Origin of the sequence: Burkholderia sp. B21-005 (assembly GCF_020843965.1) — a bacterium.
Taxonomy (GTDB): domain Bacteria; phylum Pseudomonadota; class Gammaproteobacteria; order Burkholderiales; family Burkholderiaceae; genus Burkholderia; species Burkholderia ambifaria.
Genome location: NZ_CP086303.1, coordinates 686,117 through 710,842, shown reverse-complemented (window position 1 = coordinate 710,842; position 24,726 = coordinate 686,117). Strand labels below are relative to the sequence as shown.

Here is a 24,726-nt window from a genome sequence, read left to right as displayed (position 1 = left end):
CTTCGCGACGAGCGCCCCGGCGCCCGTCAACCGTGACCGAGATCGCCCGCCACCGGCGCCAGCGCCCAGTCGAGCGCGAAGTCGGCGACCGCTTCCCAGCCCTGCTCGCCACAGGTGTAGTGACTGCGGCCGGGGAACAGCCGGTATGCCGAAATCGCCCGCGAGCGCCTTGCGTTCTTCTCGTAGTTCTCGCGCTGGACGGCCGGCGGCAGGATGTGATCGTTGCCGCCGGCGATGAACAGCAGCGGCGCGCGCTGGTCGTTCGCGAAGTTGACGCTCGTCGCGGCATTCGGTGTCACGTTCGCGAATCCGCCCTGAAACAGGATGCGCCCCGACACGGGCACCGCGTAGCGGTCATAGACCGGCTTCGATTCCGCGAGGCTCAGGTTGTTCGTGAACGCGTAGTGGAAATCCGTCTCGGTGATGGGCACGGCGCGGTGCAGGTTGGCCGGATTGCGCAGGACCGGGAAGGTCGCCTTGATCTCGCTGAACGGCAGCGCCCACACGCCCTTCACCGCGGCGCCGTCGATGGAGACGCCGGCCGTGCCGAAGCCCGCGTCGAGCAGCAGCTGCACGAACGCACCGCCGAACGAATGCCCCATGATGATCCGGCGCCGATGTACGGTGAGACACCGGCTGACACCGGCGCCGTGGTTGCGTCCATCACGCCACGGGTGCGACCGATGCGCCCGTGATCCCATGGCGCTTCAATGCATCCGCGACGAAGCCCGACGCCTTCATTTCCTCGACGAACGCGCCGAGCAACGCGGCGGCCGCTTCGCCGCGGCTCTTCGGTACCCCCATCGCCTGGCGGATCACCATGAAGCGCTCGTCGAGCAGGCGCAGGCCGGGCGTCTTCGCCGCGTCGGCTTCGAGTTGCTGCTTCACGCCCGCCGCGACTTCGAGCTGCTGTTCGACGAACGTCGGCACGACGGCCTGCGACGTCGGCGCGCGCACGATCTGCGCGGCTTTCAGCTCGCGCGTGAGGAACAGGTCGTACGCGCTGCCCTTGCCGACCGCCACGCGATTGTGCGGCTGGTCGACGTCCGCATTGCCGCGGATTGGCGAATCGTCGCGCACGAGATAGAAGCCTTCGATCAGCACGTAGGGCACGGTGAACGCGACCGTTTCGCCGCGCAGCGGATCGACCGCGAAGAAGCCGAAATCGGCGCGTTCTTCGGTCAGCGCCTGCACCGACTTGCCGGCGGCGTCGAACACCACGAGTTCGAGCTCGGCCGACAGCCGCTCGGCGAACGCGCGCGCGAGGTCGATCGACACGCCGAACGGTTCGCCGGTTGCCGGGTCGCGGTTCGCGAGGATCGGATTGCCGAGATTGATCGACGCGCGCAGCTTGCCGGTCGGCGTGAACGCGGAGAGGACGGAAGGGTCGATGGTCATGAAAACCTCGCGGGGAATCGGTGCGCCGGTCGCACGGGCGCTCGGGGTTTGAGAATGGCACGGATGCGCGACAGCGCATCGAGCGTATGCGGCAGATGTGCGCTTACTTGACCGCCACTTCCGTATGCACGACTTGCGGCGGGCTCTTGAAGAACGGCCCGGCCAACTGCCGCCATGCCTGGAAGTCGTCCGATTGCCGGAAATGCACCATGTGATCGTCCACGGTGTCCCACTTGACGACGAGCAGGTAGCCGCCGCTGCGCTCGATCACGCGGTGCAGCTCGGCGCCGCCGCAGCCGCGCGCACGCGCGAACAGCGGGAGTGCCTGGCGAACCGCCGCTTCGAATGGCTCAGCCTGCGACGGATCGATTTCGAGCGATGCCATTTCCAGAATCATGAATGCTCCACGGGTTGAATGATGCGAATGGATCGGGATGCGACGCGCGCCGCGCACGGCGCGTCCGGCAACGATACCGTAATTCGGCATCCCGCTCGGCCGAGCCGCCTGATGGCGTACCGCAAGGCCGTCGCGCGCGACCAGGCAAAACGCCGGTGCCGCGAGCACGTGACGCTGCTCGATCTGCTGCTTGCCGATCAGCGCGCGGCGGCGGCTGACTTCATGAAGCTTCACGTGCACAATGCGATTCGCGAGAAGACGGGCGATCGACGTGCGCGGTCCGGCATCGGGACCGCCTGATTGCCACGCTGCATTCAATTCCGGAGAGAGGAGCTCGACATGGCAGAACTGGACGACGTGCTTTACGAGCGGATCGGCGCGCTGAGCGAGGCGGGCGATGCGTTGGTCGAAGACGGGGACTATGCAGGCGCGCTGGAAAAATACTGGCAAGCATTCGACCTGCTTCCCGAACCCAGGACCAACTGGGAGGCTGGCACCTGGTTGATGGCCGCCATCGGCGACACGAATTTCCATCAAGGCGACTACGAGGCCGGACGCGACAATCTCGGCCATGCGATGCATTTCCCCGACGCGATCGGCAATCCGTTTCTGCACCTGAGGCTCGGTCAGTGCCAGTTCGAGCTCGGCAATCTCGACCGTGCCGCGGACGAGTTGATGCGCGCCTACATGGGTGGCGGCCCGGAGCTGTTCGAGGACGAGGACGACCAATACCTGCGGTTCCTGGCAACGCGGGCGGAAGGGATCAAGGCGCCCTGACACTGGCATTCGCTCCGCGCACGGATCAGCGTTTTCCCCGATGTGGAAGCGGCCGCACAGGCCGATGTCACAGAGGTAGTGAAGACAATTGATCCGAGGCCAATTATGACGACATCCGCGATAAACGGAGCGAACGATGCACTACCCAAAACGATCGCCGAAGCCGCATCCGGCGATACCGCCGCTGCTCCGTCGATCCTGCTGGTCGACGATGAGCCGAGCGTGCTGTCCGCGCTCAAGCGCGTGTTGCGGCCCGCGCGCTACGGCGTCCTCACCGCCGACAGCGGCGAAGCGGCGCTCGAGATCCTGGCGTCGACCGAAGTCGACCTGATCGTGTCCGACATGCGCATGCCGAACATGAGCGGCGCGGCGTTTCTGTCGCGCGCCCGCTCGCTGTACCCGGACACGATGCGCATCCTGCTGACCGGCTATTCCGACATCGCGTCGATCGTGGAGGCCGTCAACGAAGGCGGCGTGTACCGCTACCTGAACAAGCCGTGGGACGACCACGACCTGCTGATGACGATCGAGCAGGCGCTCGAGCAGCGGCGCTTGCGCGCCGAAGCCGCGCGGCTCGCCGCATTGACCGAAGCGCAGAACGAAACGCTGCGCCGCTTCAATACGGAACTCGAAACACAGGTGCGCGCGCGCACCGAGGAGCTCGCGCAAACCGTGCTGTTCCTCGAAGCGGCGCAGGCCGACCTGAAAAGCAGTTTCACCGCGATGGTCCAGGTGTGCGCGAGCATGATCGAACTGCGCTGCGGGACCGCCGGCGGCCATGCGATGCGCGTCGGCGAGATCGCGCGGCATCTCGCGCTGTCGGCCGGGATGAGCAACCTGCACGCGCAGGACGTCTATTTCGCGGGGCTGCTGCACGGCATCGGCAAACTGTCGCTGCCCGACGAGCTGCTGCACAAGCCGCTCGTGAAGATGACGACGGACGAACACAGCCTGTTCCAGCAGCATCCGCTGCGCGCGCAGATGGTGCTCACGCCGGTCGCGCAATTGCACAAGGTCGCGTCGATCGTGCTGCACCAGTACGAGCGATACAACGGGCGCGGCACACCGGACGGCCTGACGGGCGACGCGATCCCGCTCGGCTCGCGGATCGTCGCGATCGCGCGCGACTTCGAAGGGCTGCGCAACGGCGAGATCGGTGCGCCGCACTCGGTCGAGCAGGCGATCGACGTGCTGCACTCACAGGCCGGCGTGCGTTACGACCCGCTGCTCGTCGCGCGCTTCATCGAACTGATGCGGCATCCGGCGAGCCTCGGCATCGCGACGTCCGTCGCGGAGGTCCCGTCCGCGCAGCTGCGCGAAGGGATGCAGCTCGCCGACGATCTGCGCACGCATCGCGGCGTCCTGCTGATGACGAAGGGCAGCGTGATGTCGGCGCATCAGATCGAACTCGTACGCCGCTTCGAGGCACGCGAAGGGACACCGTTCGACATTCTGGTGCTGACCGGCGCCGCCGCGTCGAAGCAGCCGCCGGCCGACGCCGCGTCACCGGCCTGACGTCGCGTACCGCACGGCCGCGGCGCGCGATCGTCCGTGCGCCGCGGCAACGCGTTCATCTCGACCGAGGGCTCGATCATGCATGGCACCTACGATTCGCTGCTTGTCCTGCTGTCGCTCGTCATCGCGACGCTGGCCTCCTATACGGCGCTCGACCTGGCCGCGTTCATTTCGCTGCTCGACAACCCGAAGCTCAAGCGCGCATGGCTTGGCGGCGGCGCGGCCGCGATGGGCACCGGCATCTGGTCGATGCATTTCGTCGGCATGCTGGCGCTGTCGCTGCCGATCCCGCTCGGCTATGCGCTGCCGGATACCGGCGCGTCGCTGGCCATCGCGGTGCTCGTGTCGTATTTCGCGCTGAACGTCGTCACGCGTGCACGGTTGAGCCGCCGGCGCCTGCTCGCGGGCGGCGCGCTGATGGGCGCCGGGATCGTCGGGATGCATTACACGGGGATGGCCGCGATGCGCATGGCGCCCGGCATTCGCTACGATCCCGTGCTGTTCGCGGCGTCGATCGGCGTCGCGGTGATCGCATCGACTGCCGCGCTCTGGATGGCGCAGGCGCTGCGCGTGCAACAGGCACGCCATGCGACCGCGCTGCGCATCGGTGCGGCGCTCATCATGGGCATCGCCATCACGGGCATGCATTACACGGCGATGGCGGCCGCGCATTTCGCGCCGGATGCGCGATGCGGCGCGGCGAACGGGATCGATGGGCCGTGGCTTGCGACGACGATCGCGCTGTTCACGATGGCGACGCTGATCGTCACGCTGCTGGTCTGCCGTTTCGATGCGCGTACAACGTTTCTGCGCGGGATGACGGATACGCTCGAGCGGCTGGTGCGATTGCGGACCGCGGAACTCGAAACGGCGTTGCGACGCTACGAGCAGACGACGGCGATGCTGCAGCGCACCCGCGAGAACATGGCGACCGAGATCGACGAGCGCAAGGCGGCGCAGATCCGGCTCGAGCAGGAGAAGGACGAACAGCGGCGCCTGCTGCGGGCGCTCGAGGAAACGCACGTGCAGCTGCTGCAGTCGGAAAAACTCGCATCGATCGGCCAGCTCGCGGCCGGCGTCGCGCACGAGATCAACAATCCGGTCGGCTTCATCAGCGCGAACCTCAACACGCTGAAGACGTGGGTGCGCAGCCTGCTCGACGTGATCGCCGCGCACGAGGCCGCGCTGCCGCAGCTGGAACCCGCCCAACGCGACGCGCTGGCCGCGATGGGGCGCGCCGCCGATCTGGACTACGTGCGCGACGAGATCGTGACGCTGATCGACGAGTCGATCGACGGCGCGCTGCGGGTGCGGCGGATCGTGCAGGACCTGCGCGATTTCTCGCGGCCGGGCAGCGGCGAATGGTGCGTGGCCGACATCCATGCGGGCCTCGAGAGCACGCTCAACGTCGTCCACAACGAACTCAAGTACAAGGCCGACATCGTGCGCGAGTACGGCGACGTGCCGCACGTCGAATGCCTGCCGTCGCAATTGAACCAGGTATTCATGAACCTGCTCGTCAACGCGGCGCACGCGATTCCCGAGCGCGGCGTGATCACGATCCGGACGTCGAGCGACGACGAACAGGTGTCGATCGCGATCAGCGACACCGGAGCCGGCATGACGCCCGACATCGTTCGGCGGATCTTCGATCCGTTCTTCACGACGAAGCCGGTCGGGCAGGGCACCGGGCTCGGCTTGTCGGTGTCGCACGGCATCGTCGAGCGCCACCGCGGCGCAATCGACGTGACGAGCGAGCCGGGGCGCGGCACCACCTTCCGCATTCGACTGCCGATCCGGCGCGCAGAGGCGAATGCGAGCGCGAGCGAGACGGCGGCAGTCGGGCAGCGCGCGTGAGCGCGAGGCGGGCAGCGTCGCCGCTATCGCTTGCGCCGCCGCCTTCGAAAGAAATTCCAGAACATCGCGGTGGCGTCCGGCCCCGTCGCGGAGTGGAACGCTTCGCGCGGATCGCCGCCGCTCCACGCGTGCGCCAGGCGGCGCACGATGCAGACCCGGACGATCACCCGGCCGCCGCGCAGATAGTCCGTGTAATCCGCATCGTCATGCGTGTAGGTATGCTGCTCGCCGACGCGCAGCTCACCCTGTTCGTCGACGAGCCGATTGATCCGCGCGAACGCGACGCCGAGCTGCAGCGCGTTCTGCTCGGCGACGACCGTATCGAGTCCGCCATGCATGACGAGCGCGGGCATACCCGGATACGCGCGCACGTCGACGCATGCGTCGACGACGCGTATCGGGTCGTCGCGCAGGCCGCGGCGCATCAGGCTCATGGCGGCCATTGTCGACAACGGCGGCGCGATGGCCGGACCGGAATGCAGGCCGACGGCCGCGAACCGATCGGGATACGCGAGCGCCAGCTGCGCGGCCAGCCCCGCGCCGGCCGACATGCCGGCCAGATAGATCCGGTCGCGGTCGAACCCGCGCTCCCCCACGATCGCGTCGATCAGCGACACGACCGCCGGGAGCTCCGACTGCGACGCATCGCCATGCCAGTTCCAGCAGCGATGCGCGTGCGCGGTCTTCGCCTGTTCGGGGAACAGCACGGCAAACCCGGCACGCTCCGCGACGCGGCACATGCGCGTGCCCGCGGCGAACGACTCGGCGGTCTGCTTGCAGCCGTGCAGCATGACGACGACCGGCATGCCCTCGGTCGTTGCCGGTGCGGCGGGCAGGTACAGCGCGTAGGCAAGATGATTGACGAGGCGGCCGGCGGCAGGGCGCGCGGAATGAAACGAACGCAGCCAGGTGCCCGGTGCGTGGCGGGGCGACGGGTGGGCGGCAGGCGCCGGCGCGCGGGTGCGACGCGGGGTCCGTGTGGTGGCGGGGCGTTTGACCGACACCGCCGGTTTGGCTGTCTTCCGTTTCGGTCGCGTGCTTGTCGCGGCGGAAAACAGGTCGAAAGGCCGTAGCCAGAGGCTGGTTTTTTTCCTGGGCATGGACGAATCTCGTGCCGGCGGCTCGCGCAACAGCATGCGGCGCGGCCGGCCGTCGGATGGAAGTCGAATGCGGGCAGAGCACGATTCGTGCTTGCGGGAAGCGTCCGCGTCGAAGCGGTCTCGCACGGCTGACACGAGGGCGGCCGGCGGAGTAAATGCCATGCCACGCGACATCTTGACAGACGGGTCGCGATTCGCACGGGCCACGCGGCATGCTAGCAGGCGTCGCTCGTATCGGGTGCGATGGTTTCATGACGGATCGATGAATGTTTCGACCCTGTCGTGGGGCGGGGCATCGGTGCCGCCGTGCTGCGCGAGCTGATTGCCGACGCGGCGCGCTGCATTACCGGCCGTCGACGGCGCGGTTCGCGAGATGGTCGACCATCCGCTGGGCGGCGGGCTGCAGCGTATCGAAGCGCTGGAAACACACGATGAAGCGACGCTTCGCCCATGAGTCGGTGAGCGGAATCATGTGCACGCCGAGCGACTGCCGGTAAGCCGCCGCGACTTCGACGGGAATGACGCTGATACCGAGGCCGGCGGCCACGACGCGAAACGCCGCGTCGAAACTCGACACGATCACCCGATACGACACGGTCCGGCCGCGGTCAGCGGCTGCCCGCTTGAGCATCGTATGAACGGCGGTGGCCGGCGGCAAGCCGACGTGCTCGAATTCGAGCGTGTCGTCGAAGCCGATCGACTGACGGCCGGCGAGCGGATGCTCGGGATGCACGGCGAGCGCCAGCTGGTCGTGGCGATAGGACCGCGCCTGCAGCCCTTGCAGGTCGACGTTGTCCCAGCACACGCCGAGCGCGGAAGCCCCTTCGCGCACCTGCCGGACCAGATCGCGCGACAGACGCTCTTCCACGTCGACCTTGATGTTCCGGTTGGCGGGGTCTCGCATGAACGACGCGATGTCGTCCAGCAGGACTTCCGCGATCGCCGATGCCGACGCGCAGATGCTCACGCGCCCCTGCAGCCCGTCGCCGATCGCGGTGACGTCGGCTGCGATCCGCTCCATCGTGAACAGCATGCTGCGCGCATGCTCGAGCAGCGCGATGCCGGCCGGCGTGGGTGCGACGCCGCGTCGTGACCGCGTGAGCGCAGGCACGCCGAGATCGCTTTCGAGCTGCGCAATGCGCTTGCTGATCGCCGAAGGCTCGATGTGCGCTTCTTGCGCGGCACGCGCGATATTGCCGTGATCGCATACCGCCACGAACAGCCGCAATGTCTTGAGGTCGATGTCGCGCATCGGTGCAGTCTCCGCGTGTCGGAACGTTCCGGGCCGGAAGTGTTCGACTCGATTCCGCCGGTTTCCGGCTTCTCCGGGAATGCCAGAAATTACCACGGCGACGGCGACGCGTCGCTCCGCTTGCATTGCTTTCGAAACGCCTTCAAGGCGTGGCGTGGAGGGATTCCGTTTCGGAACGATTTCGGTTCCAAACCGGTGCTTTACGTTTTTTCGGGAATCTCTAAAGTGGGGCTATCGCCGGCGTGTGACGACCGGCCACCGATTGCGGAGACAGCCACGCCATGCCTTCTTTTCCCCCCCACGTCGTGATTCGCGAGGTCGGATTGCGCGACGGCCTGCAAAGCATCCAGGCCGTTCTGCCGACCGCGCGCAAGCTCGAATGGATCGCCGGCGCCTACGCGGCCGGCCAGCGCGAGATCGAAGTCGGCTCGTTCGTGCCGGCGCGGCTGCTGCCGCAACTGGCGGATACCGCCGAACTCGTCGCGTACGCGAAAACGCTGCCGGGCCTCGCCGTATCGGTTCTGGTGCCGAACCTGAAAGGCGCGCAGCGCGCGCTCGAAACCGGCGCCGACCTGCTGCTCGTGCCGTTGTCCGCGAGCCGCGAACACAGCCTCGCGAACCTGCGCAAGACGCCCGATGAAGTCGTCGCCGAGGTCGCGCGCATCCGCGCCGAGCGCGATGCCGCCGGGTCGACGACGCTGATCGAAGGCGGCATCGGCACGGCATTCGGCTGCACGATCCAGGGGCGCGTCGAACCGGACGAAGTCCTGCGCTGCATGCAGGCGTTGCTCGATGCGGGCGCGGATCGCGTCAGCCTCGCCGATACGGTCGGCTACGCGGGGCCGGCTGCCGTGCGCGCGCTGTTCGAGCGGGCGCGTCGCGTCGCCGGCGAGCGCTTCTTTTGCGGTCACTTTCACGATACGCGCGGCCTCGCGCTCGCCAATGTCTATGCCGCGCTCGAAACCGGCGTCGCGCGTTTCGACGCGACGCTCGCCGGCATCGGCGGATGCCCGCACGCGCCAGGCGCAAGCGGCAATGCGTCGAGCGAAGACCTGGCGTTCATGCTCGCCGACATGGGCATCGACACCGGCATCGACCTGACGGCGCTGCTGGCGCTGCGCGCCAAGGTCGCGCGCTGGCTCGACGGCGAATCGCTGCACGGTGCGCTGTGGCGGGCCGGCCTGCCGAAAACCCATCGCGCGTCGATCGCGCTCAATGCTTGAGGACCTCATGGAAACCAACGCAAGACTTCCGCTCGACGGCGTGCGCGTGATCGAGTTCACGCACATGGTCATGGGGCCGACGTGCGGGATGATCCTCGCGGATCTCGGCGCGGAGGTCATCAAGATCGAGCCGCCCGGCGGCGACAAGACCCGCACGCTGCCGGGCCTCGGCATCGGCTTCTTCCGGACCTTCAACCGCAACAAGAAGAGCGTCGTCCTCGACATCAACACGCCGGAAGGCAAGGACGCCGCGGTCGAACTGATCGGCACCTGCGACGTGATGCTCGAGAATTTTCGTCCGGGCCTGATGACGAAACTGGGTCTGGACTACGACACGCTGTCGAAGGCGTTCCCGCGGCTTGTTTATGTGTCGCACAAGGGCTTCCTGCCCGGGCCGTATGAGAAGCGGCTCGCGCTCGACGAAGTCGTGCAGATGATGGGCGGGCTGTCGTACATGACGGGGCCGGTGGGCCGGCCGTTGCGCGCGGGAACGTCGGTCAACGACATCATGGGCGGCATGTTCGGTGCGATCGGCGTGCTCGCCGCGCTGCGCGAACGGGAAGTCACCGGGCGCGGCCAGGAAGTGCAAAGCGCACTCTTCGAGAACTGCGTGTTCCTCTGCGCGCAGCACATGCAGCAGTATGCGATGACGCATGAAGTGCCGCCGCCGATGCCCGCACGCGTGTCCGCATGGAGCGTGTACGACGTGTTCACGCTTGCCGACGACGAGCAGCTGTTCATCGGCGCCGTCAGCGACAAGCAGTTCGTCACGCTGTGCGACGTGCTCGGCCGGCCGGATCTGCCCGCCGAACCGCGCTTTGCCAGCAACGCGTTGCGGGTGGCGGTCCGGCCGGCATTGCTCGACGTTCTCGGTGACATCCTGAAGGGCCACCGGGTCGACGAACTGACGCCGAAGCTCGAAGCCGCGGGCATTCCGTATGCACCGATCGTGCGACCGGAGCAATTGCTCGATGATCCGCATTTGAAGGCCAGCGGCGGCCTCGTGCCGATGGAGGCCGACGACGGCACGACGACCGACGTCGTCCTGCTGCCGTTGACGATGGGCGGCCGCCGGCCGGGCGTCCGGCAGGCGCTGGCCCGGGTCGGCGAACATACGCACGAGATTCTTTCGCGGCTGACCGGCCGCGCGGCCGCATGACCCGCTACCGCCTCGGCAGCGAGCCGATCCGTCGAGGTGTTGCAGCACAAAACCGTTGAGAACCACGCGCCGCGCATGACGTGCGCGGCGCGCAACACCGGCAGACGGACCACGATCGAACAACAAGGCCGTCGACATTCGCCGTATCAGGAGACAGACATGCAGCCCACCGTCACCGCGGATTCGCGTCCGCATGATTCGCCCTTCATCGATGTCGACGTCATGCCGGGCGCTGCGATCGCCGCGCGCATGGATCGCCTGCCGATCACCCGCCATTTGTGGATGCTGGTGCTGCTGATTTCACTGGGCGGCTTTTTCGAAGTCTACGATTTGATCTTCACCGGCTATATCGCGCCGGGCATGGCGAAGAGCGGCGTGCTGCAAACCACCACGCACGCATTTTTCGGCTTCACCGGGATCGCCGGCTTCATCGCCGCGACGTTTGCCGGCCTGTTCGTCGGCACGTTCGGGCTGGGCTGGATGCCCGATCGCTACGGCCGGCGCGCGGTGTTCACGGTGTCGCTGCTCTGGTATTCGATCGGCTCGGTGATCATGGCATTTCAGACGACCGCCGAAGGCATGATCCTGTGGCGCTTCATCACCGGGATCGGCGTCGGGGTCGAGATCATCACGATCGACAGCTACGTGACGGAACTCGTCCCGCAGCAGATGCGCGGCCGCGCGATGGCGTTCAACCAGAGCGTGATGTTCGCGGCGGCGCCGGTCGCCGCGATCCTGTCGTACTGGCTGGTGCCGACCACGGTGTTCGGCATCGACGGATGGCGCGTCGTGGTGCTCGCGGGCGCGCTCGGCGCGTTGCTGGTGTGGTTCATCCGGCGCGGTGTGCCGGAGAGTCCGCGGTGGCTCGCGATGCACGGACAGGTCGACAGGAGCGACGCGATCGTGCGGCACATCGAGGCGATCGTCGAACGTCAGTCCGGGCGGCCGCTGCCGGCGCCGTCGCCGATCGTCGAACAGCCGCGGCATCGACGCGCATCGCTCGCGGAGTTGTGGCAGCCGCCGTATCGCTCGCGTCTCGTGATGCTGATCGTCTTCAACTTCTGCCAGGCGATCGGCTATTACGGTTTCGCGAACTGGGTGCCGACGCTGTTGATCAGCCAGGGCATCACGGTCACGAAAAGCCTGCTCTATTCGTTCATCATCGCGTTCGCGTTGCCGGTCGGGCCGCTGCTGGCGATGGCCGTCGCCGACCGGATCCAGCGCAAATACCTGATCGTCGGCGGCGCGCTGGTCGTGATCGTATGCGGGACGGCGTTCGCGCAGGTCAGGGCCGTGGTGCCGCTCATCCTGCTCGGCGTGTTGATCAGCTTCGCCGGCCAGATCATCTCGGTCTGCTACCACGCTTACCAGGCAGAGTTGTTCCCGACCGCCGTGCGGTGCCGGGCCAACGGGATCGTGTACTCGGCCAGCCGGGTTGGCGCGATGATGTCGGGTTTTTCGATCGCGTTCCTGCTCCGGGATTTCGGATTGCCCGGGGTATTCGCCGGCATCACGGCGTGCATGCTGGCGGTCGCGGTATCGATCGGGTTCTTCGGGCCGAAGACCAACGGCCTGCGCCTCGAGGAACTGAACCGTTGATGGACCGTTGCGGCGGGCGCGGACGTGCGGTCGTGCTCGTCGCTGGCGCCGAGCCAGCAACGTCTCGCTCAATACGCTGAACGTCGCGCCCGGCCGGCAAGCCCACGCGGGCGCCGCAGATCCTGCATGAAGGCATCTCGAAGGGCGGCGGCGCGCTTGCCGCCGTAAAACTTTACCGATACGTCCACACCCGATGCATCACGAACATCGTCGGCGGGATCAGCAGCGCGATCGCGACGATGGCCCAGCCGCGCGGCACGTCGAGCAGTTCGGCAACGCGCGCGAGCAGCATCGTTTCGGCGAAGCCGGCCAGCGCGACCGTCAGATAGCGCACGAGGTTGCGCGAATGCACCGTCGACGAGAAGCTCCACAGCGTATTCGCGAGATATGAGAACGCCGTCGCGCACACGAACGCGACGGCGTTCGCGAACACCTGCGTCGCATCGAACAGCGCATACATCGCGGAGGCGACCAGCACGTGCAGCGCGGTCGAGCCGAGTCCGGACAGGCCGAAGCGCGCGAGCCGCACGCGCTCGGCGCAGAGCAGTTCGAACATCGCGATCTCCGCCGGTCAGCGTGCGCCGACCCGCACGCGTGCCGGCTGGACGCGGCGGCGTGCGGCCGTGCGCCGCGTATCGCGCGCGACCGGCAGCTCGATCACCTTGGCGTGCGCCTCGTAGCGGCGGCGAATCAGATAGACGGGACGTTGCTTCGACTCGTCGTAGATGCGCCCGATGTACTCGCCGACCACGCCGATGCCGATGAGCTCGATCCCGCCGATGAACAGCGTGACGGACAGCAGCGACGCGTAGCCGAGCACCGGGTTGCCGAACAGCAGCGTACGGCCGACGATGAACGCGCCGTACAGGAAGGAGAGCGCGGCGATGCCCAGGCCGATATAGGTCCAGCTGCGCAGCGGCACGGTGCTGAAGCTCGTGATCCCCTCGAGCGCGAAGTTCCACAGCTTCCATCCGGAGAACTTCGAGTGCCCGGCGCTGCGCGCTTCGCGCTGGTACTCGATGATCACGGTCTGGTAGCCGACCCACGCGAACAGCCCCTTCATGAAGCGATGCCGCTCCGGCAGGCTGCGCAGCGCGTTCACGACCTTGCGATCCATCAGCCGGAAGTCGCCGACGTTCTCCGGCAGCTTCACGTCCGACAGCAGGTTGTGGACGCGGTAGTAGATCGCGGCGGCGGTGCGCTTCGCGAATGAATCGCATGCGCGGTTGCTGCGCTTCGCGGCGACGACTTCCACCCCGTCGCGCCAGTGCTCGAGCATCACCGGAATCAGGCTCGGCGGATCCTGCAGGTCGGCGTCGAGCGGGATCACGGCGTCGCCGGCGGCTTCGTCGAGGCCTGCCGTCAGCGCCGCTTCCTTGCCGAAGTTGCGCGTGAGATCGATGACGCGCACGCGGCGGTCGCTCATGCTGATCCGGATCAGGCGTTCGAGCGTGTCGTCGCGGCTGCCGTCGTTGACGCAGACGATCTCGAAGCGGATCGCGTCGAGGCCGGCCATCAACGGAATCACGACGTCGAAGAAGCGTTCGACGGCTTCGCCTTCGTTGTAGAACGGCACGACCAGCGAGACGAGCGGCGTGTAGAGTGATTCGCGCATGATGGTTTCCCCTGTAGTCACGTGTCAGCGATCGGCGCGGAAGCTCGCGCGGCCGATGCGGCGCAGTCCGTGCGCCGGGCGGTGGTGCGATCGGACCGGATGCGTGAAGCCGGTCTCGGTCGAGTGGTCGCGCGCGTCGGGCATCGACGGCGCGTCGTGTCTTTCTTGTGCAATCCGGGCGACGAGCAGCGCCAGCGATGCGAGCGTGACGAGCGGCATGAACTGGAACGACAGGTGCGGCACGACCAGCAGGCCGGCGAGCGGCATCACCCACAGCAGCAGCAGCCATTCACGATCGAAGCGCCGCCAGCCGTGCGTCCACGCATAGCGTGCGTACCACGCGATCACGAGCCCGTACCAGGTCAGGTCGTAGTCGTACAGATAGGGACCGACGACCAGGGACGCGCACGCGAGCGTCGCGGCGCGCAGCGCATACGAACATGCCCCGCGCCACGCGTACACGACGGCGATCGCGGCGGCCGCGGCCGACAGCAGCTGCAGGCCGAGCGCGACGGAATGGGGCCAGCCGAGATCGGTGGCAAGCACGAACACGGTCGGCATGCGCGCGAGCCGCGCGTGGCCGGCCCCGACGATCTGGTATGCGGCGTGCAAGCCGTGCGCGAATGCGACCCAGGCGTCGAAGCCGAACATCAGCGTCGACAGCGCGAAGCCGCTGGCGATCGTCGCGACCCATGCGGCCAGCGCACGCCATTGTCCGGCGCACAGCAGCGCGAGCGGAAACAGCACCGCCATCTGCGGCTTCATCGTCAGCAAGCCGAAGCAGATGCCGGCGATGACGGGGCGGCGATTCAGCGTCAGCAGCCCGACGCCTGCGAGCGTCGCGGTCAGCAGGCTTGTCTGCCCGACGATCACTGCGAGAAACGCGCCGGGGAAGGCGAGCGCGCAGAGCAGCGCGCCCTCGCGCTGTACGGTTGCGCGGATCGTCGTCACGAACAGCGCGTAGGTGGCGCCCAGCCACAGCACCACCGCGAACATGTACGGCAGCCAGCCGAGCGGCAGCACGAACATCAGCATCGTGGGCGGGTAGAGCCACGGCAGCGAGCCGTTCCCGGCGTTCATCAGCGGGAGCGCGACCTTCTCGACCTCGAACAGCGACGGCAGGTTCCACGCGTTGATCCCGAGGCCGTGCGCGGCGAGCCACGCGGCGCCCCAGATCGGCGCGACATCCTGTGCCAGGGGTTCAGGCAGGGATGTTTGCGACCAATGTACGCGCGCGAGATACACGAACATGAACAGCAGTTCGGTAAACAATACCGCTGCCGCATAGAGGCGCACCCGATCGCGATTGAGCCAATGCGGGAAACGGCGCGGGCCGGCGATCGGCAGCTCCGGATGGGCGTCCATTGCTGAATCCGCATGCATGAGGGAGAGCGGTGATTTCATGGTGCGCTCCGAGGTGCAAGGTTGGCGCGACGCACGACGACGAACAGGACGGCGAGCAGCACGATCGGGCCGATCTGCGGCAGCTTCGTTATCCGGTTGAACACCTCGAATATCGGCAGCAGCCACGCGAGCACGATCACGATCTGATCTCCCGGCAGCCAGCCGTCTTCCAGTCCGTGGGCGATCACGCAGAAGACCGCGATGCCGAGCCACGCCAGTTCGTAACTCCACAGATAGGGTGTCGTCAACAGCGCGGCGACCGCCAGCGCCGCGCCGCACAGCCGCATGTCGGTCGTGCGGCGCCACACATGGACGGCGGCTGCGATGGCGAGCAGTCCGACGGCGGCTTGCGCGACGAGCGCGATCGGGATCGATGCACCCGCGAGCCGCAGCGCCGCGAACGTCGTCGGTGAAACGAACCAGTAGGCAGGCAGGGTGAAATGCATGCCGCGCACGATCGACATCGCGTGGGCCAGGCCGGTCAGCGAGCTGGTGCCGGTCAGCGCTATGCCCGCCACCACGAACAGCGTGGTCGTGAGCGCGGCCGCCGCGAAGGTGCGCCATGCACGCGCCGCGATCAGCACGAACGGAAACACGATCGCCATCTGAGGCTTGATGGCGAGCAGCCCGATCAGCACGCCGGCGACGATCGGGCGTCGGCCGAGGAAATGCAGCGCGAGCGCGGCGATACCGGCGGTCAGGATGCTGTTCTGCCCGTACAGGACGGACGCGAACACGCCGGAATAGGCGAGCACGACGAGCGCGGCGGCGCGCGGAACGGGCAGGTACGCACGCAGGCCCGACAGTCGCAAGACGGCGTACGCATAGCATAAAAGGCTGCCCGCAAAAAAGAGGAAATACGCGGGCAGGAAAGGCACGAGGGCAATCGGCGCGACGAACAGCAGCATCGTCGGCGGATAGAGCCAAGGCAGCGATTGGCGACCCAAATAGCCACCGAACTGCGCTACCTCGGCATGGGAGAAGAAGACCGGATCGTAGATCGCTGCGGCATGGCCTTGCAGCACGAGTTGCGAGGCGGTCCAGAAGACGGAGAAGTCGACGCCCGGCCGGGCGGTGGTCTGCGATGTGAAGGTATTCGTGACGGCGCCCCAGGTGATCAGGAATCCAACACAGAGCATCAGCATGATGCAGCTGTACGGAATGATCCGGTCCGCTGTCAGCCATTGAGCACAGCGTTTGGCGCGATAGCGCACTCCACGATTGGCTGTGTACATGATGCCCCGTTTGCAGTGAAGGCCGCATGGTGTGCCGCAGCCTTTTTGTGTTGTCGTGTATCCGGAGCGAATCGCATTCAATGGCGCTGTCCGGTGAATGCATTGTTGGAGAAAAAATCGCGTGACGCAAACCGCGGGCTGAATCGTGAAATATCGATTTGGCGGCGACAGGGCTGAAAACCGGGTTTTTACGTCTGAAAAAACCGCGCCGGCGCAAATGATGTTTCTCGCTTGAAACATTCCGGGTTTTTGGCCGGTCCGGCACGTCTCGGAACCAGCGTCCGGGGAGCGGCTTCGCGCATTCGGGAAAATCCCGAGAAAATTTTTTGGTGCCTTGCACAGCACGGCGGCGCTCGGGCCGGCACGCCATGGCGACCGGAACGCGTATATCAAATCTGAAACATTTCGCGCATGGCGCCGAGGCCCGACTGGCGGGCGAATGGCCCGAACCCTTGCTGCGCCTGGCTTTCTTTCCGGCTGGCCTGCTCTTTGCGTCAAGGTCCGCACGACAGTCGACGATGTGATGAATGACCGGTTCAAGCAACGGACTCACCCAACCGGACTGAATCACCTGCGGAAAGCAACGGATCGAGGGCGCGTCGGGGAATACGCCGCCCAGGCCTTGAAAACCGCCGGAAACGTCGACCGAGCAAATAGGCGACGGCATCGTCCGCGCTACAAGAATCACATGACAGCATTGGGGAATAAAAATGAAAGACCAGAGCACGCCGCGGCTTGCATGCCGCGCAGAAGACCCGCAGCAGCATCGACGCGCTTGCGTCACCCGTTCAATTCGAATCCATGCGCCGGACGGCAGTCGTTCCGTTCCGCTCGATCGTCGCGTCTCGCCGATCGAATCGCGCATGCGCATCGCCCGCTCCAGCTCACCGACATACGCTCGCCCGGACAGTCTCGACAACTGCCGTGCCTGTTGCTGAGCGCAGCATCCGAATCGCTTTGTTGTGCCGGTAGTACCCCGCTCCCCGCGTCGATCCCCGACAACGGGATTTTCATAGTAGTGCGAAAGGAGAAGAGCCATGTCCAAGTTCATCCAGAAGGTCCGCGGTTTCGTCCAAGACGAACAAGGTGTGACGGCCATCGAATACGGCCTGATCGCCGCACTGATCGCCGTCACCCTCGTTGCAGCACTGACGTTGGTCGGCAAAGACCTCAACGACGTCTTCAACACGGTTGCAGACGATCTCAACGCGGCCATCTGAATGGCGGGGCGACGAACGGTGGGTCCGGCCCGTTCGTCGCCATCCCGTCACGCGTGCAGGGCCGGACGCAACCCCAACAGATGTCGGATGGAACGAACGGCGGATGGCTCGGCCGGTGCAGTGCTCGAGCCTCCCCCGCTCCTTGATCGACCGAATCGGAGGCCGCCATGCGGGCCAGGGAACGCGCGGTATCGGTATTGCGATGGATCGGCGACGACCAGGGCGTGACGTCGATCGAGTATGCGTTGATCGCGGCGCTGGTCGCCACCGTCGTCATGGCAAGCGTAATGACGCTGGGAGGCTCGCTTGACGACACGTACAACATGATCGCGTCGGTCGTGACCGATGCGGTCAATACCGCACTGGGTCAGTGATTCCGACCATTACGTCCAATCGAGGTTCGCCATGTTGCTGCCTGCCGCGCTGCCTTACCCGGTTCCGTTGTGCGTGACGCTGCTCGCGATCGTCGCGGCCAGCACCGACATCACGAGCCGACGCATCCCGAACCGGCTCGTCGCGCTCGGTCTGGTCGGCGCGCTGATCGCACAGTGCGCGCTGCACGGCGTCCAGGCAGGTGCGCTTGCGTGGCTGGCGGGCGCGGCGACCGGCTTCGGCCTGCTGCTGCCGTTCTATCTGCTGCGCGGAATGGCTGCAGGCGACGTGAAGCTGATGCTCGCGATCGGCGCATGGGTCGGCGCGCAGATGACGTTCTACATCGTGCTGGCCACCTTTCTGGTCGGTGGGATCGGCGCGATCGGCTTTGCGCTGCTGCGCGGACGCATGCGCCAGATGTGCGCGAACGTGTGGGCACTGATTGCGCACCGCGCGACCGGCGCGTATGCAGGGGCAACCGACGGCCCCGTGGAAGTCGCGTCGGTTGGCGCGTTGCCGTATGGCGTGGCGATTGCCGCCGGCACGCTGGGCATGCTGTTCGTTTCGTCTGTATAGAGCGTGACGAACCCGCAACGAGGATGAAACGCACATGAACACGATCCCCACCGAACCGAAACGCGACGCGCAGGTTGCACACCTGCCGTATCCGCCGCCGTCGCGGGAGGTGCATGCGAAACCGGGCGCGCTGCTGCCGCCGGCGCCGCGCTCGCTCGAGGAAACCGGCTTGACCCAGGCGTTCGTCGCAGGGCTCGTGCTGAAGTCGACGCTGGTGCTCGGTCGCCCGTCGTACGGCGTCCTGATCGAGCGCCACTGCCTGCCGCTCGCGGTGCTCGACGACGTCTTCGCGTTCCTGGTGCGCGAGCATCTGGTCGAACTGACCCATCGCGGCAAGACGGACCTCGACGTGACGTTCCGCCTGACCGACGCGGGCCGCGTGCTCGCGCTCGAAGAGCGTTCGCGCAGCAGTTACAGCGGACCCGCGCCGGTGACGCTCGACGCGTATCTCGACTGTGTGTCGACCCATTCGGTGCGCAAGCTGCGCGTGGCCCAGAACGACGTGTGGGCCGTATTCGAAGGCGTCGTCATGGACACGGCGATCCTCGATTCGGCGGCCGCCGCGCTCAACGCCGGCCGTCCGCTGCTGATCCACGGCCCCGCCGGCAGCGGCAAGACCTTCCTCGCGGAGCGGCTCGGCGCGCTGATGGGCGGCCACGTGCCGGTGCCGCATGCCATTTACGCCGCCGGCGAAGTGATCCAGATCTACGACCCCATCGTGCATGTCGACGCGGCGTCGCAAGCCGACGGCCAATCGGTCGATCGCCGCTGGTGCCTGTGCGAGCGGCCGGTCGTGATGTCCGGCGGCGAGCTGACGCTCGACGAGCTCGACCTGCGCCGAGACGAAGGGGCGGGCTTCTACCAGGCGCCGCCGCACATGAAGGCGAACATGGGCATGTACATCGTCGACGATCTCGGCCGCCAGCGCGTCGAGCCGCGCGACCTGCTCAACCGCTGGCTGCGCCCGCTCGACCGCGGCGTCGATTTCCTGACGCTCGAGTCCGGCAATCGTCTCGTGCTGCCGTTCGACGTCTGGCCGGTGTTCTCGAGCAACCTGGCGCCGGAGCAGTTCGCCGACGACGCGTTCCTGCGCCGGCTCGGTTCCAAGCTTCACGTCGGCGCGTTGTCGATCGACCACTACCGCACGGTGTTCGATGCCGCATGCGCGTCGCTCGGGCTGGTGCCGGCGCACGACGCATTCGACTATCTGCTGTACCGGCTGCACCTGCCGAGCGGCAAGGCCTATCTCGCATGCTTCCCGATGGATCTGCTGCGCCTCGTCGCCGCCGGCGCGCGGTATCGCGGCGATCCGCCCGAAGTGACGCACGACGCGCTGTACGACGCATGGGCCAGCTATTTCGGCTCGGCGCCCGAGCGCGACGGCGTGCATCCGCCGCCTGTCGAGCACGGCGGGCGCACGTACATAACCGGTTGAGCCGTTTCTTTCACGATTCGTTGAGGAGCATTGCCATGAAAAACAGTCGAGCGCTCTTGATGCTGATCATCGCGATGGTCGCGGGGCTTGCCGCGGTCGTGTTCGCGTCCCGCTGGCTGATGAATACCTCCAGCAGCTCGGTCACGTCGGTCGCGGTGGCGACCACCGACCTGAACCTGGGCGAGCCGCTCGGGCCGAACCAGATCCACATGGTGAGCTGGCCGTCGGGCAGCGTGCCGACCGGCGCGTTCGCCGACACGAAGGAACTCGAAGGGCGCGTCGTGCGCACGAGCCTCGCCCGCGGCGAGCCGGTGATCGAGTCGAAGCTCGCGCCGGTCGGCACGAAGGGCGGGCTGTCCGCGGTGATTGCCGACGGCAGCCGCGCGATCACCGTGCGCGTGAACGACGTGGTCGGCGTCGCGGGCTTCGCGCTGCCGGGCAACTACGTCGACGTGATCGTCAACACGCAGGAACAGCAGGGCAAGACCGACGGGCAGAGCATCTCGAAGATCGTGCTCGAGCACATCCTCGTGCTCGCCGTCGCGCAGCAGGTCAGCCGCGACGACACCGCACCGAAGGTCGTCAACGCGGTGACGCTCGAAGTCACGCCCGATCAGGCCGAACGCCTCGACCTCGCGCGCAGCGTCGGCACGCTGTCGCTCGTGCTGCGCAACCAGGTCGACCAGAAGACGCTGACCACCGACGGCGCAACCAAGCTGACGTTGCTCGGCAAGGCCCCGGTACCCGACGCGACGCCCGCACCGGCACCCGCACACGTACGGACCGTGCGCGTGCATGTCGCGTCGCACGCCGCACCGGAGGCGCGCCGCGATTGCGTCGGTGTGCTGACCGGCGTGCACGGCAGCGTCGAATGTTTCTGAACACGCAAAACACATCCAGATAACCAGATTAACCAGATCGGCCGCCGTCAGGGCACGGCGGCCTTGCAAGGCAAAAGCCGGCGTCTCGCCGGTCACTCGGGGGATCAGACGAAATGAAGATCAATCCGCAATACTCAGGTACCGGCCCGGTGCGCACGCGCATCGCACGGGGCGCGATGATGGCCGCGATCCTCTGTGCAGGAACGCTGACCGTGTACAGCGCACTGGCCCAGGAAGGCGCCGAATCGGCTGCGCTGATGAAGGGCGGTGCCAGCGCACCGGCCGCCGTCGCGAAGGGGCCGATGCAGATGACGATCAGCATGGCGCCGGCACCGGCCGCCGCGGCCGCCGCGTCGGCGGCGCCGATGCGCGGGCCGAACTGCGTGGGTGCGGTGCGTGATGCGACCAGCGTCAGCGTGCCGCTCGGCAAGTCGCTGCTCGTGCCGATGCCGGAGCCGGTGCGCAACCGCACCATCGGCAACCCGGCCGTCGCGCAGGCGACGATGGTGTCGCCGCAGACGCTGTACATCCTCGGGCTGTCGGTCGGCACGACCAACATGATCGTGCAGGGCAGGAGCGGTGCGTGCCGCGTGATCGACGTGGCGGTCGGCGCGGACGCCGGCGGCCTGCAGGCGTCGCTGCAGCAGCTGATGCCGGGCGAGCGCGACATTCACGTGTCGACCGCCGCCGGCACGATCGTGCTGGCAGGCAACGTGTCGAACTCGCAGGCCGCGCAGCAGGCCGTGCAGATCGCCCATGCGTACAGCGACAGCGCCGGTGACGGCGGCGGGGCCGGCAAGGGCGCCGGCGTGCTGAACATGCTGGCCGTCACGTCGCCGCAGCAGGTGATGCTCGAGGTGAAGGTCGCCGAAGTGTCGAAGACGCTGATCAACCAGATGGGCAGCGCATTCAACATCCAGGGCGGCTTCGGCTCGTGGAGCGGTGCGCTCGTCAGCAACCTGCTCGCGGGCGTTGCAAGCGGCGCGATCTTCAACAAGGCGAACAACAAGCCGTTCCGCGTCGCGGCCGACGTGCAGAACACCGACAACCTCGTCAAGATCCTCGCGGAGCCCAACCTCGTGACGATCAGCGGCCAGGAGGCGACGTTCCTTGCCGGCGGCAAGATCTTCATCCCGATACCGCAGAGCAGCGGCAACGGCACGTCGTCGATCACGCTGCAGGAAGAGGAGTTCGGCGTCGCGCTGAAGTTCACGCCGACGGTGCTCGCGAACGGCCGGATCAGCCTGAAGGTGGCGCCGGAAGTGTCGGAGCTGTCGCAGACGGGCGTCACGCTGAGCGCGACCAACATCGGCGGCACGTCGATCCTGCCGCTGATCACGACCCGGCGTGCGTCGACGACGGTCCAGATGAGCGACGGCGAATCGTTCGCGATCGGCGGGCTGATCAAGGACAACGCGACCGGCGCGCTGAAGGCGATCCCGGGCGTCGGCGAGGTGCCCGTGCTCGGCGCGCTGTTCCGCAGCACGTCGTTCCAGCAGGACCGCACCGAGCTGATCTTCCTGATCACGCCGCACCTGGTGAGGCCGCTGCAGACCGCCGACGTGCCGTTGCCGACCGACAGCTTCTCGAAGCCGAGCGAAGCCGACGTGTACGCGACCGGCAACATGGAAGGCCGCAAGGGTGTCCGCAAGGCGGCCGTGCAACCGTCGAACAACGCGACGGATGCACCGCAGACGCCGGCACCGGCTCCCGCGCCGCAATCGGCCGCACCGGCCGCACCGGCCGCACCAGCCGCCGCACTGCCCGCACCGCGTGCGCCGCAGCCTGCCGAGGCACCGGCGCCGGTGCCGGCCCAGCCGGAGAAAGCTGCGGCTGCAGCGGCCGAGGCAGCGGGGGCGGTGAACGCCGAGCCGACGCCTGCCGCGCAGCCGCAGCCGCCATCGCCCGCACAACCGCAGGCCGATGCGGCCGGTGCGGCGCGGATCGCGCGCATCGAAGCCGCAGCGGCGCGCCTCGCGGCGGCCGCCTCCGGCACGCCGGCGAAACCTGCACCGCGTCCGACGCCCAGCGTGCCGGCCGCCCATGCGCAGATCGCGCGGGCGAGCGCGGCACCCCAGTCCACCGATCGTTGAAGCTATCCAAGGGGAAGCTCATGAAATCCGCCTACCTCGTATTCGTGCGCCGCGCGGCGCTTGCCGTCCCGCTCGCGTTCGCACTCGCCGGCTGCATGTCGTCGAGCCCGGTGTGGGACAGCCGCTTCGGCGACTCGGTCCGCGCCGTCACGCAGGCCCAGATCATCGATCCGCATGCCGGGGAACACGCGGCAGCGCACCCGGGGGTCGATGGCCGCGCCGCCGCGTCCGCGCTCGACAGCTACGACAAGTCGTTCAAGCAGCCCGAGCCGAAAGCCAATGCATTCGTGATCGGCATCGGCAAGTCGGCGCAATAACACAGGCACGCTCAGGGAGAACGCCATGTCCAGCGCAGCTCGTCATCCGAAGCTCACGCGTCGCGGTCTGCATCGTCAGCAAGGCGCCGTCGCGATCATCGTCGGTCTCGCACTGGCGATGATGATCGGGTTCGTCGGTCTCGCGCTGGACCTCGGCAAGCTGTACGTCACGCGCAGCGAACTGCAGAACAGCGCCGATGCCTGCGCGCTGTCCGCCGCGCGCGACCTGACGTCGGCCATCAGCCTGCAGGTCGCGGAAGCCGACGGCATCGCCGCCGGCCACGCGAATTTCGCGTTCTTTCAGCAGAACGCGGTACAGATGCAGACGGATTCGAACGTCACGTTCAGCGATTCGCTGACCAATCCGTTCCTGACCAAGACGGCGGTCGCCACGCCGGCGAACGTCAAGTACGTGAAGTGCACCGCGCAGTTGAGCAACATCGCGCACTGGTTCATCGAAGTGCTCAACACGATTCCCGGCCTGCAGGTCGCGAACGCGGCGCAGGTCGCGGCCAGCGCGATCGCGACGGTCGGGGCCGGGCAGACCACCTGTGCGATTCCGGTGTTCGTGTGCAAGCCGGCGTCCGCCGCGCCGTACAAGGTCGGCGACTGGATCTCGTCGCCGTCCGGCTCGTCGTCGACGTACGGGCCCGGCAACTTCGGCTGGGCGGCGCTCGATGGTTCGACGAACGAGCCGACCATCGCCGGCGAACTGTCCGGCAACACCTGCAACATCACGTCGCCGCCGGACCTCGGTTCGACGGGCCTGAAGTCCGCGTCGCTGCGCGCCTGGAACACCCGCTTCGGCATCTACACGAACGGCGCCAACGGCTCGAGCGGCCAGCCGGACTTCACCGGCTATGCGTATGTCGGCCCGAAATACGGACCGCCGGGAACCCCGGGCATCGTCGGCGACGCGTACACGCAGTTCGTGCTCGATCGCGCGAGCTTCAAGACCTACCAGGGCGACGGTACGCCGCCCACCGGCAGCGGCATCTCGACCAACGGGACCGTCACGGCAAGCAACTACCAGACGTATGGCGGCGACCGCCGGGTCGCGCTGGCCCCCGAGGGCGACTGTTCGACGCTGTCGGGCAGCAGCGGCAAGGTGCACGTCACGCAGTGGGACTGCGTGCTGATGCTCGATCCGCTGCCGTTCAGCCCGGGAGCCGGCGGGGTCGTGGCGCACCTCGAATACCTCGGCTCCACGGCCTCCGGCAGCACGCCGTGCGCGACGCACGGCCTGCCGGGCAGCGGCAGCTCGGTCGGTATCAAGGTACCGATGCTCGTTCAATAGAGGA

24 protein-coding genes are annotated in these 24,726 nt (G+C 67.1%); 15 read left to right on the top strand and 9 right to left on the bottom strand.

Going from position 1 to position 24,726, the window contains the following annotated elements; translation table 11 throughout:
- Positions 1-26: 26 nt before the first annotated feature.
- The 3 genes from LMA02_RS33720 to LMA02_RS33710 all read right to left on the bottom strand — a co-directional run bounded on the left by LMA02_RS33720 (position 27) and on the right by LMA02_RS33710 (position 1,795).
- The gene (locus LMA02_RS33720) at positions 27-701 is read right to left on the bottom strand and encodes an alpha/beta fold hydrolase (RefSeq protein WP_324251323.1); all 675 of its coding nucleotides are present in this window, start codon (positions 699-701) and stop codon (positions 27-29) included.
- Complete coding sequence (locus LMA02_RS33715; RefSeq protein ID WP_228910216.1) at positions 664-1,398, bottom strand: ABC transporter substrate-binding protein; 735 nt, start codon at positions 1,396-1,398, stop codon at positions 664-666. The genes LMA02_RS33720 and LMA02_RS33715 overlap by 38 nt, the downstream gene beginning before the upstream one ends.
- A gap of 103 nt (positions 1,399-1,501) precedes the next feature.
- Complete coding sequence (locus LMA02_RS33710) at positions 1,502-1,795, bottom strand: antibiotic biosynthesis monooxygenase family protein (protein WP_006753336.1); 294 nt, start codon at positions 1,793-1,795, stop codon at positions 1,502-1,504.
- A 168-nt stretch (positions 1,796-1,963) separates the two neighbouring features.
- Here LMA02_RS33710 and LMA02_RS35360 point away from each other — a divergent pair, with 168 nt between their 5' ends.
- From LMA02_RS35360 to LMA02_RS33695, 4 genes are all read left to right on the top strand, one after another.
- Positions 1,964-2,095 (top strand): hypothetical protein, encoded by a 132-nt coding sequence (locus tag LMA02_RS35360; protein WP_267479000.1) that lies wholly within the window; start codon positions 1,964-1,966, stop codon positions 2,093-2,095.
- A gap of 39 nt (positions 2,096-2,134) precedes the next feature.
- Positions 2,135-2,572, top strand: a complete 438-nt coding sequence (locus tag LMA02_RS33705; RefSeq protein WP_228910215.1) for a tetratricopeptide repeat protein — start codon at positions 2,135-2,137, stop codon at positions 2,570-2,572.
- A gap of 105 nt (positions 2,573-2,677) precedes the next feature.
- A complete protein-coding gene (locus LMA02_RS33700; RefSeq protein WP_228910214.1) occupies positions 2,678-4,087 on the top strand; it encodes an HD domain-containing phosphohydrolase in 1,410 nt (469 codons plus the stop codon).
- A gap of 78 nt (positions 4,088-4,165) precedes the next feature.
- The gene (locus LMA02_RS33695; protein WP_228910928.1) at positions 4,166-5,944 is read left to right on the top strand and encodes a histidine kinase; all 1,779 of its coding nucleotides are present in this window, start codon (positions 4,166-4,168) and stop codon (positions 5,942-5,944) included.
- Between the two features lie 23 nt (positions 5,945-5,967).
- Here the strand turns inward: LMA02_RS33695 and LMA02_RS33690 are convergent, their stop codons facing one another.
- Both LMA02_RS33690 and LMA02_RS33685 read right to left on the bottom strand, forming a co-directional pair.
- On the bottom strand, positions 5,968-7,044 hold the full coding sequence (locus tag LMA02_RS33690; RefSeq protein WP_228910213.1) for a PHB depolymerase family esterase: 1,077 nt from the start codon (positions 7,042-7,044) through the stop codon (positions 5,968-5,970).
- Between the two features lie 343 nt (positions 7,045-7,387).
- Entirely contained in the window at positions 7,388-8,296 is a 909-nt protein-coding gene (locus LMA02_RS33685; protein WP_228910212.1) for a LysR family transcriptional regulator, read from the bottom strand.
- 281 nt (positions 8,297-8,577) lie between these two features.
- On the opposite strand from LMA02_RS33685, the gene LMA02_RS33680 reads away from it, so the two are divergent.
- The 3 genes from LMA02_RS33680 (at position 8,578) to LMA02_RS33670 (ending at position 12,277) form a co-directional block, all read left to right on the top strand.
- The gene (locus LMA02_RS33680) at positions 8,578-9,519 is read left to right on the top strand and encodes a hydroxymethylglutaryl-CoA lyase (RefSeq protein WP_228910211.1); all 942 of its coding nucleotides are present in this window, start codon (positions 8,578-8,580) and stop codon (positions 9,517-9,519) included.
- A 7-nt stretch (positions 9,520-9,526) separates the two neighbouring features.
- Positions 9,527-10,678 carry a CaiB/BaiF CoA transferase family protein gene (locus LMA02_RS33675; protein WP_228910210.1) on the top strand — a complete coding sequence of 384 codons (1,152 nt, stop codon included), beginning with the start codon at positions 9,527-9,529 and terminating at the stop codon, positions 10,676-10,678.
- A 159-nt stretch (positions 10,679-10,837) separates the two neighbouring features.
- Positions 10,838-12,277: an MFS transporter gene (locus LMA02_RS33670; RefSeq protein ID WP_166724328.1), complete on the top strand. Its 1,440-nt coding sequence runs from the start codon at positions 10,838-10,840 to the stop codon at positions 12,275-12,277.
- A 172-nt stretch (positions 12,278-12,449) separates the two neighbouring features.
- On the opposite strand, the gene LMA02_RS33665 is transcribed toward LMA02_RS33670, so the two are convergent.
- The 4 genes from LMA02_RS33665 to LMA02_RS33650 are packed head-to-tail and all read right to left on the bottom strand — an operon-like array spanning position 12,450 to position 16,531.
- Positions 12,450-12,833 (bottom strand): GtrA family protein, encoded by a 384-nt coding sequence (locus tag LMA02_RS33665; RefSeq protein ID WP_228910209.1) that lies wholly within the window; start codon positions 12,831-12,833, stop codon positions 12,450-12,452.
- 15 nt (positions 12,834-12,848) lie between these two features.
- Positions 12,849-13,892, bottom strand: coding sequence for a glycosyltransferase family 2 protein (locus LMA02_RS33660; RefSeq protein ID WP_228910208.1), 1,044 nt, complete (start codon positions 13,890-13,892; stop codon positions 12,849-12,851).
- Between the two features lie 24 nt (positions 13,893-13,916).
- The gene (locus LMA02_RS33655; RefSeq protein ID WP_228910207.1) at positions 13,917-15,296 is read right to left on the bottom strand and encodes a glycosyltransferase family 87 protein; all 1,380 of its coding nucleotides are present in this window, start codon (positions 15,294-15,296) and stop codon (positions 13,917-13,919) included.
- Positions 15,293-16,531: a glycosyltransferase family 87 protein gene (locus tag LMA02_RS33650; RefSeq protein ID WP_228910927.1), complete on the bottom strand. Its 1,239-nt coding sequence runs from the start codon at positions 16,529-16,531 to the stop codon at positions 15,293-15,295. The genes LMA02_RS33655 and LMA02_RS33650 overlap by 4 nt, the downstream gene beginning before the upstream one ends.
- A 1,037-nt stretch (positions 16,532-17,568) precedes the next feature.
- On the opposite strand from LMA02_RS33650, the gene LMA02_RS33645 reads away from it, so the two are divergent.
- The 8 genes from LMA02_RS33645 (at position 17,569) to LMA02_RS33610 (ending at position 24,722) form a co-directional block, all read left to right on the top strand.
- Positions 17,569-17,751, top strand: a complete 183-nt coding sequence (locus tag LMA02_RS33645; protein WP_228910206.1) for a Flp family type IVb pilin — start codon at positions 17,569-17,571, stop codon at positions 17,749-17,751.
- 167 nt (positions 17,752-17,918) lie between these two features.
- Positions 17,919-18,125 carry a Flp family type IVb pilin gene (locus tag LMA02_RS33640; RefSeq protein WP_228910205.1) on the top strand — a complete coding sequence of 69 codons (207 nt, stop codon included), beginning with the start codon at positions 17,919-17,921 and terminating at the stop codon, positions 18,123-18,125.
- A gap of 34 nt (positions 18,126-18,159) precedes the next feature.
- Positions 18,160-18,699: an A24 family peptidase gene (locus LMA02_RS33635; RefSeq protein ID WP_228910925.1), complete on the top strand. Its 540-nt coding sequence runs from the start codon at positions 18,160-18,162 to the stop codon at positions 18,697-18,699.
- Positions 18,700-18,733: 34 nt separating this feature from the next.
- Positions 18,734-20,134 (top strand): ATP-binding protein, encoded by a 1,401-nt coding sequence (locus LMA02_RS33630; RefSeq protein WP_228910204.1) that lies wholly within the window; start codon positions 18,734-18,736, stop codon positions 20,132-20,134.
- 35 nt (positions 20,135-20,169) lie between these two features.
- Positions 20,170-21,015, top strand: coding sequence for a Flp pilus assembly protein CpaB (gene cpaB / locus LMA02_RS33625; protein ID WP_228910203.1), 846 nt, complete (start codon positions 20,170-20,172; stop codon positions 21,013-21,015).
- A 113-nt stretch (positions 21,016-21,128) separates the two neighbouring features.
- Complete coding sequence (locus LMA02_RS33620) at positions 21,129-23,108, top strand: type II and III secretion system protein family protein (protein ID WP_228910202.1); 1,980 nt, start codon at positions 21,129-21,131, stop codon at positions 23,106-23,108.
- A gap of 20 nt (positions 23,109-23,128) precedes the next feature.
- A complete protein-coding gene (locus LMA02_RS33615) occupies positions 23,129-23,425 on the top strand; it encodes a hypothetical protein (protein WP_228910201.1) in 297 nt (98 codons plus the stop codon).
- 25 nt (positions 23,426-23,450) lie between these two features.
- Positions 23,451-24,722 (top strand): pilus assembly protein TadG-related protein, encoded by a 1,272-nt coding sequence (locus LMA02_RS33610; RefSeq protein WP_228910200.1) that lies wholly within the window; start codon positions 23,451-23,453, stop codon positions 24,720-24,722.
- The last annotated feature ends 4 nt before the right edge of the window (positions 24,723-24,726 follow it).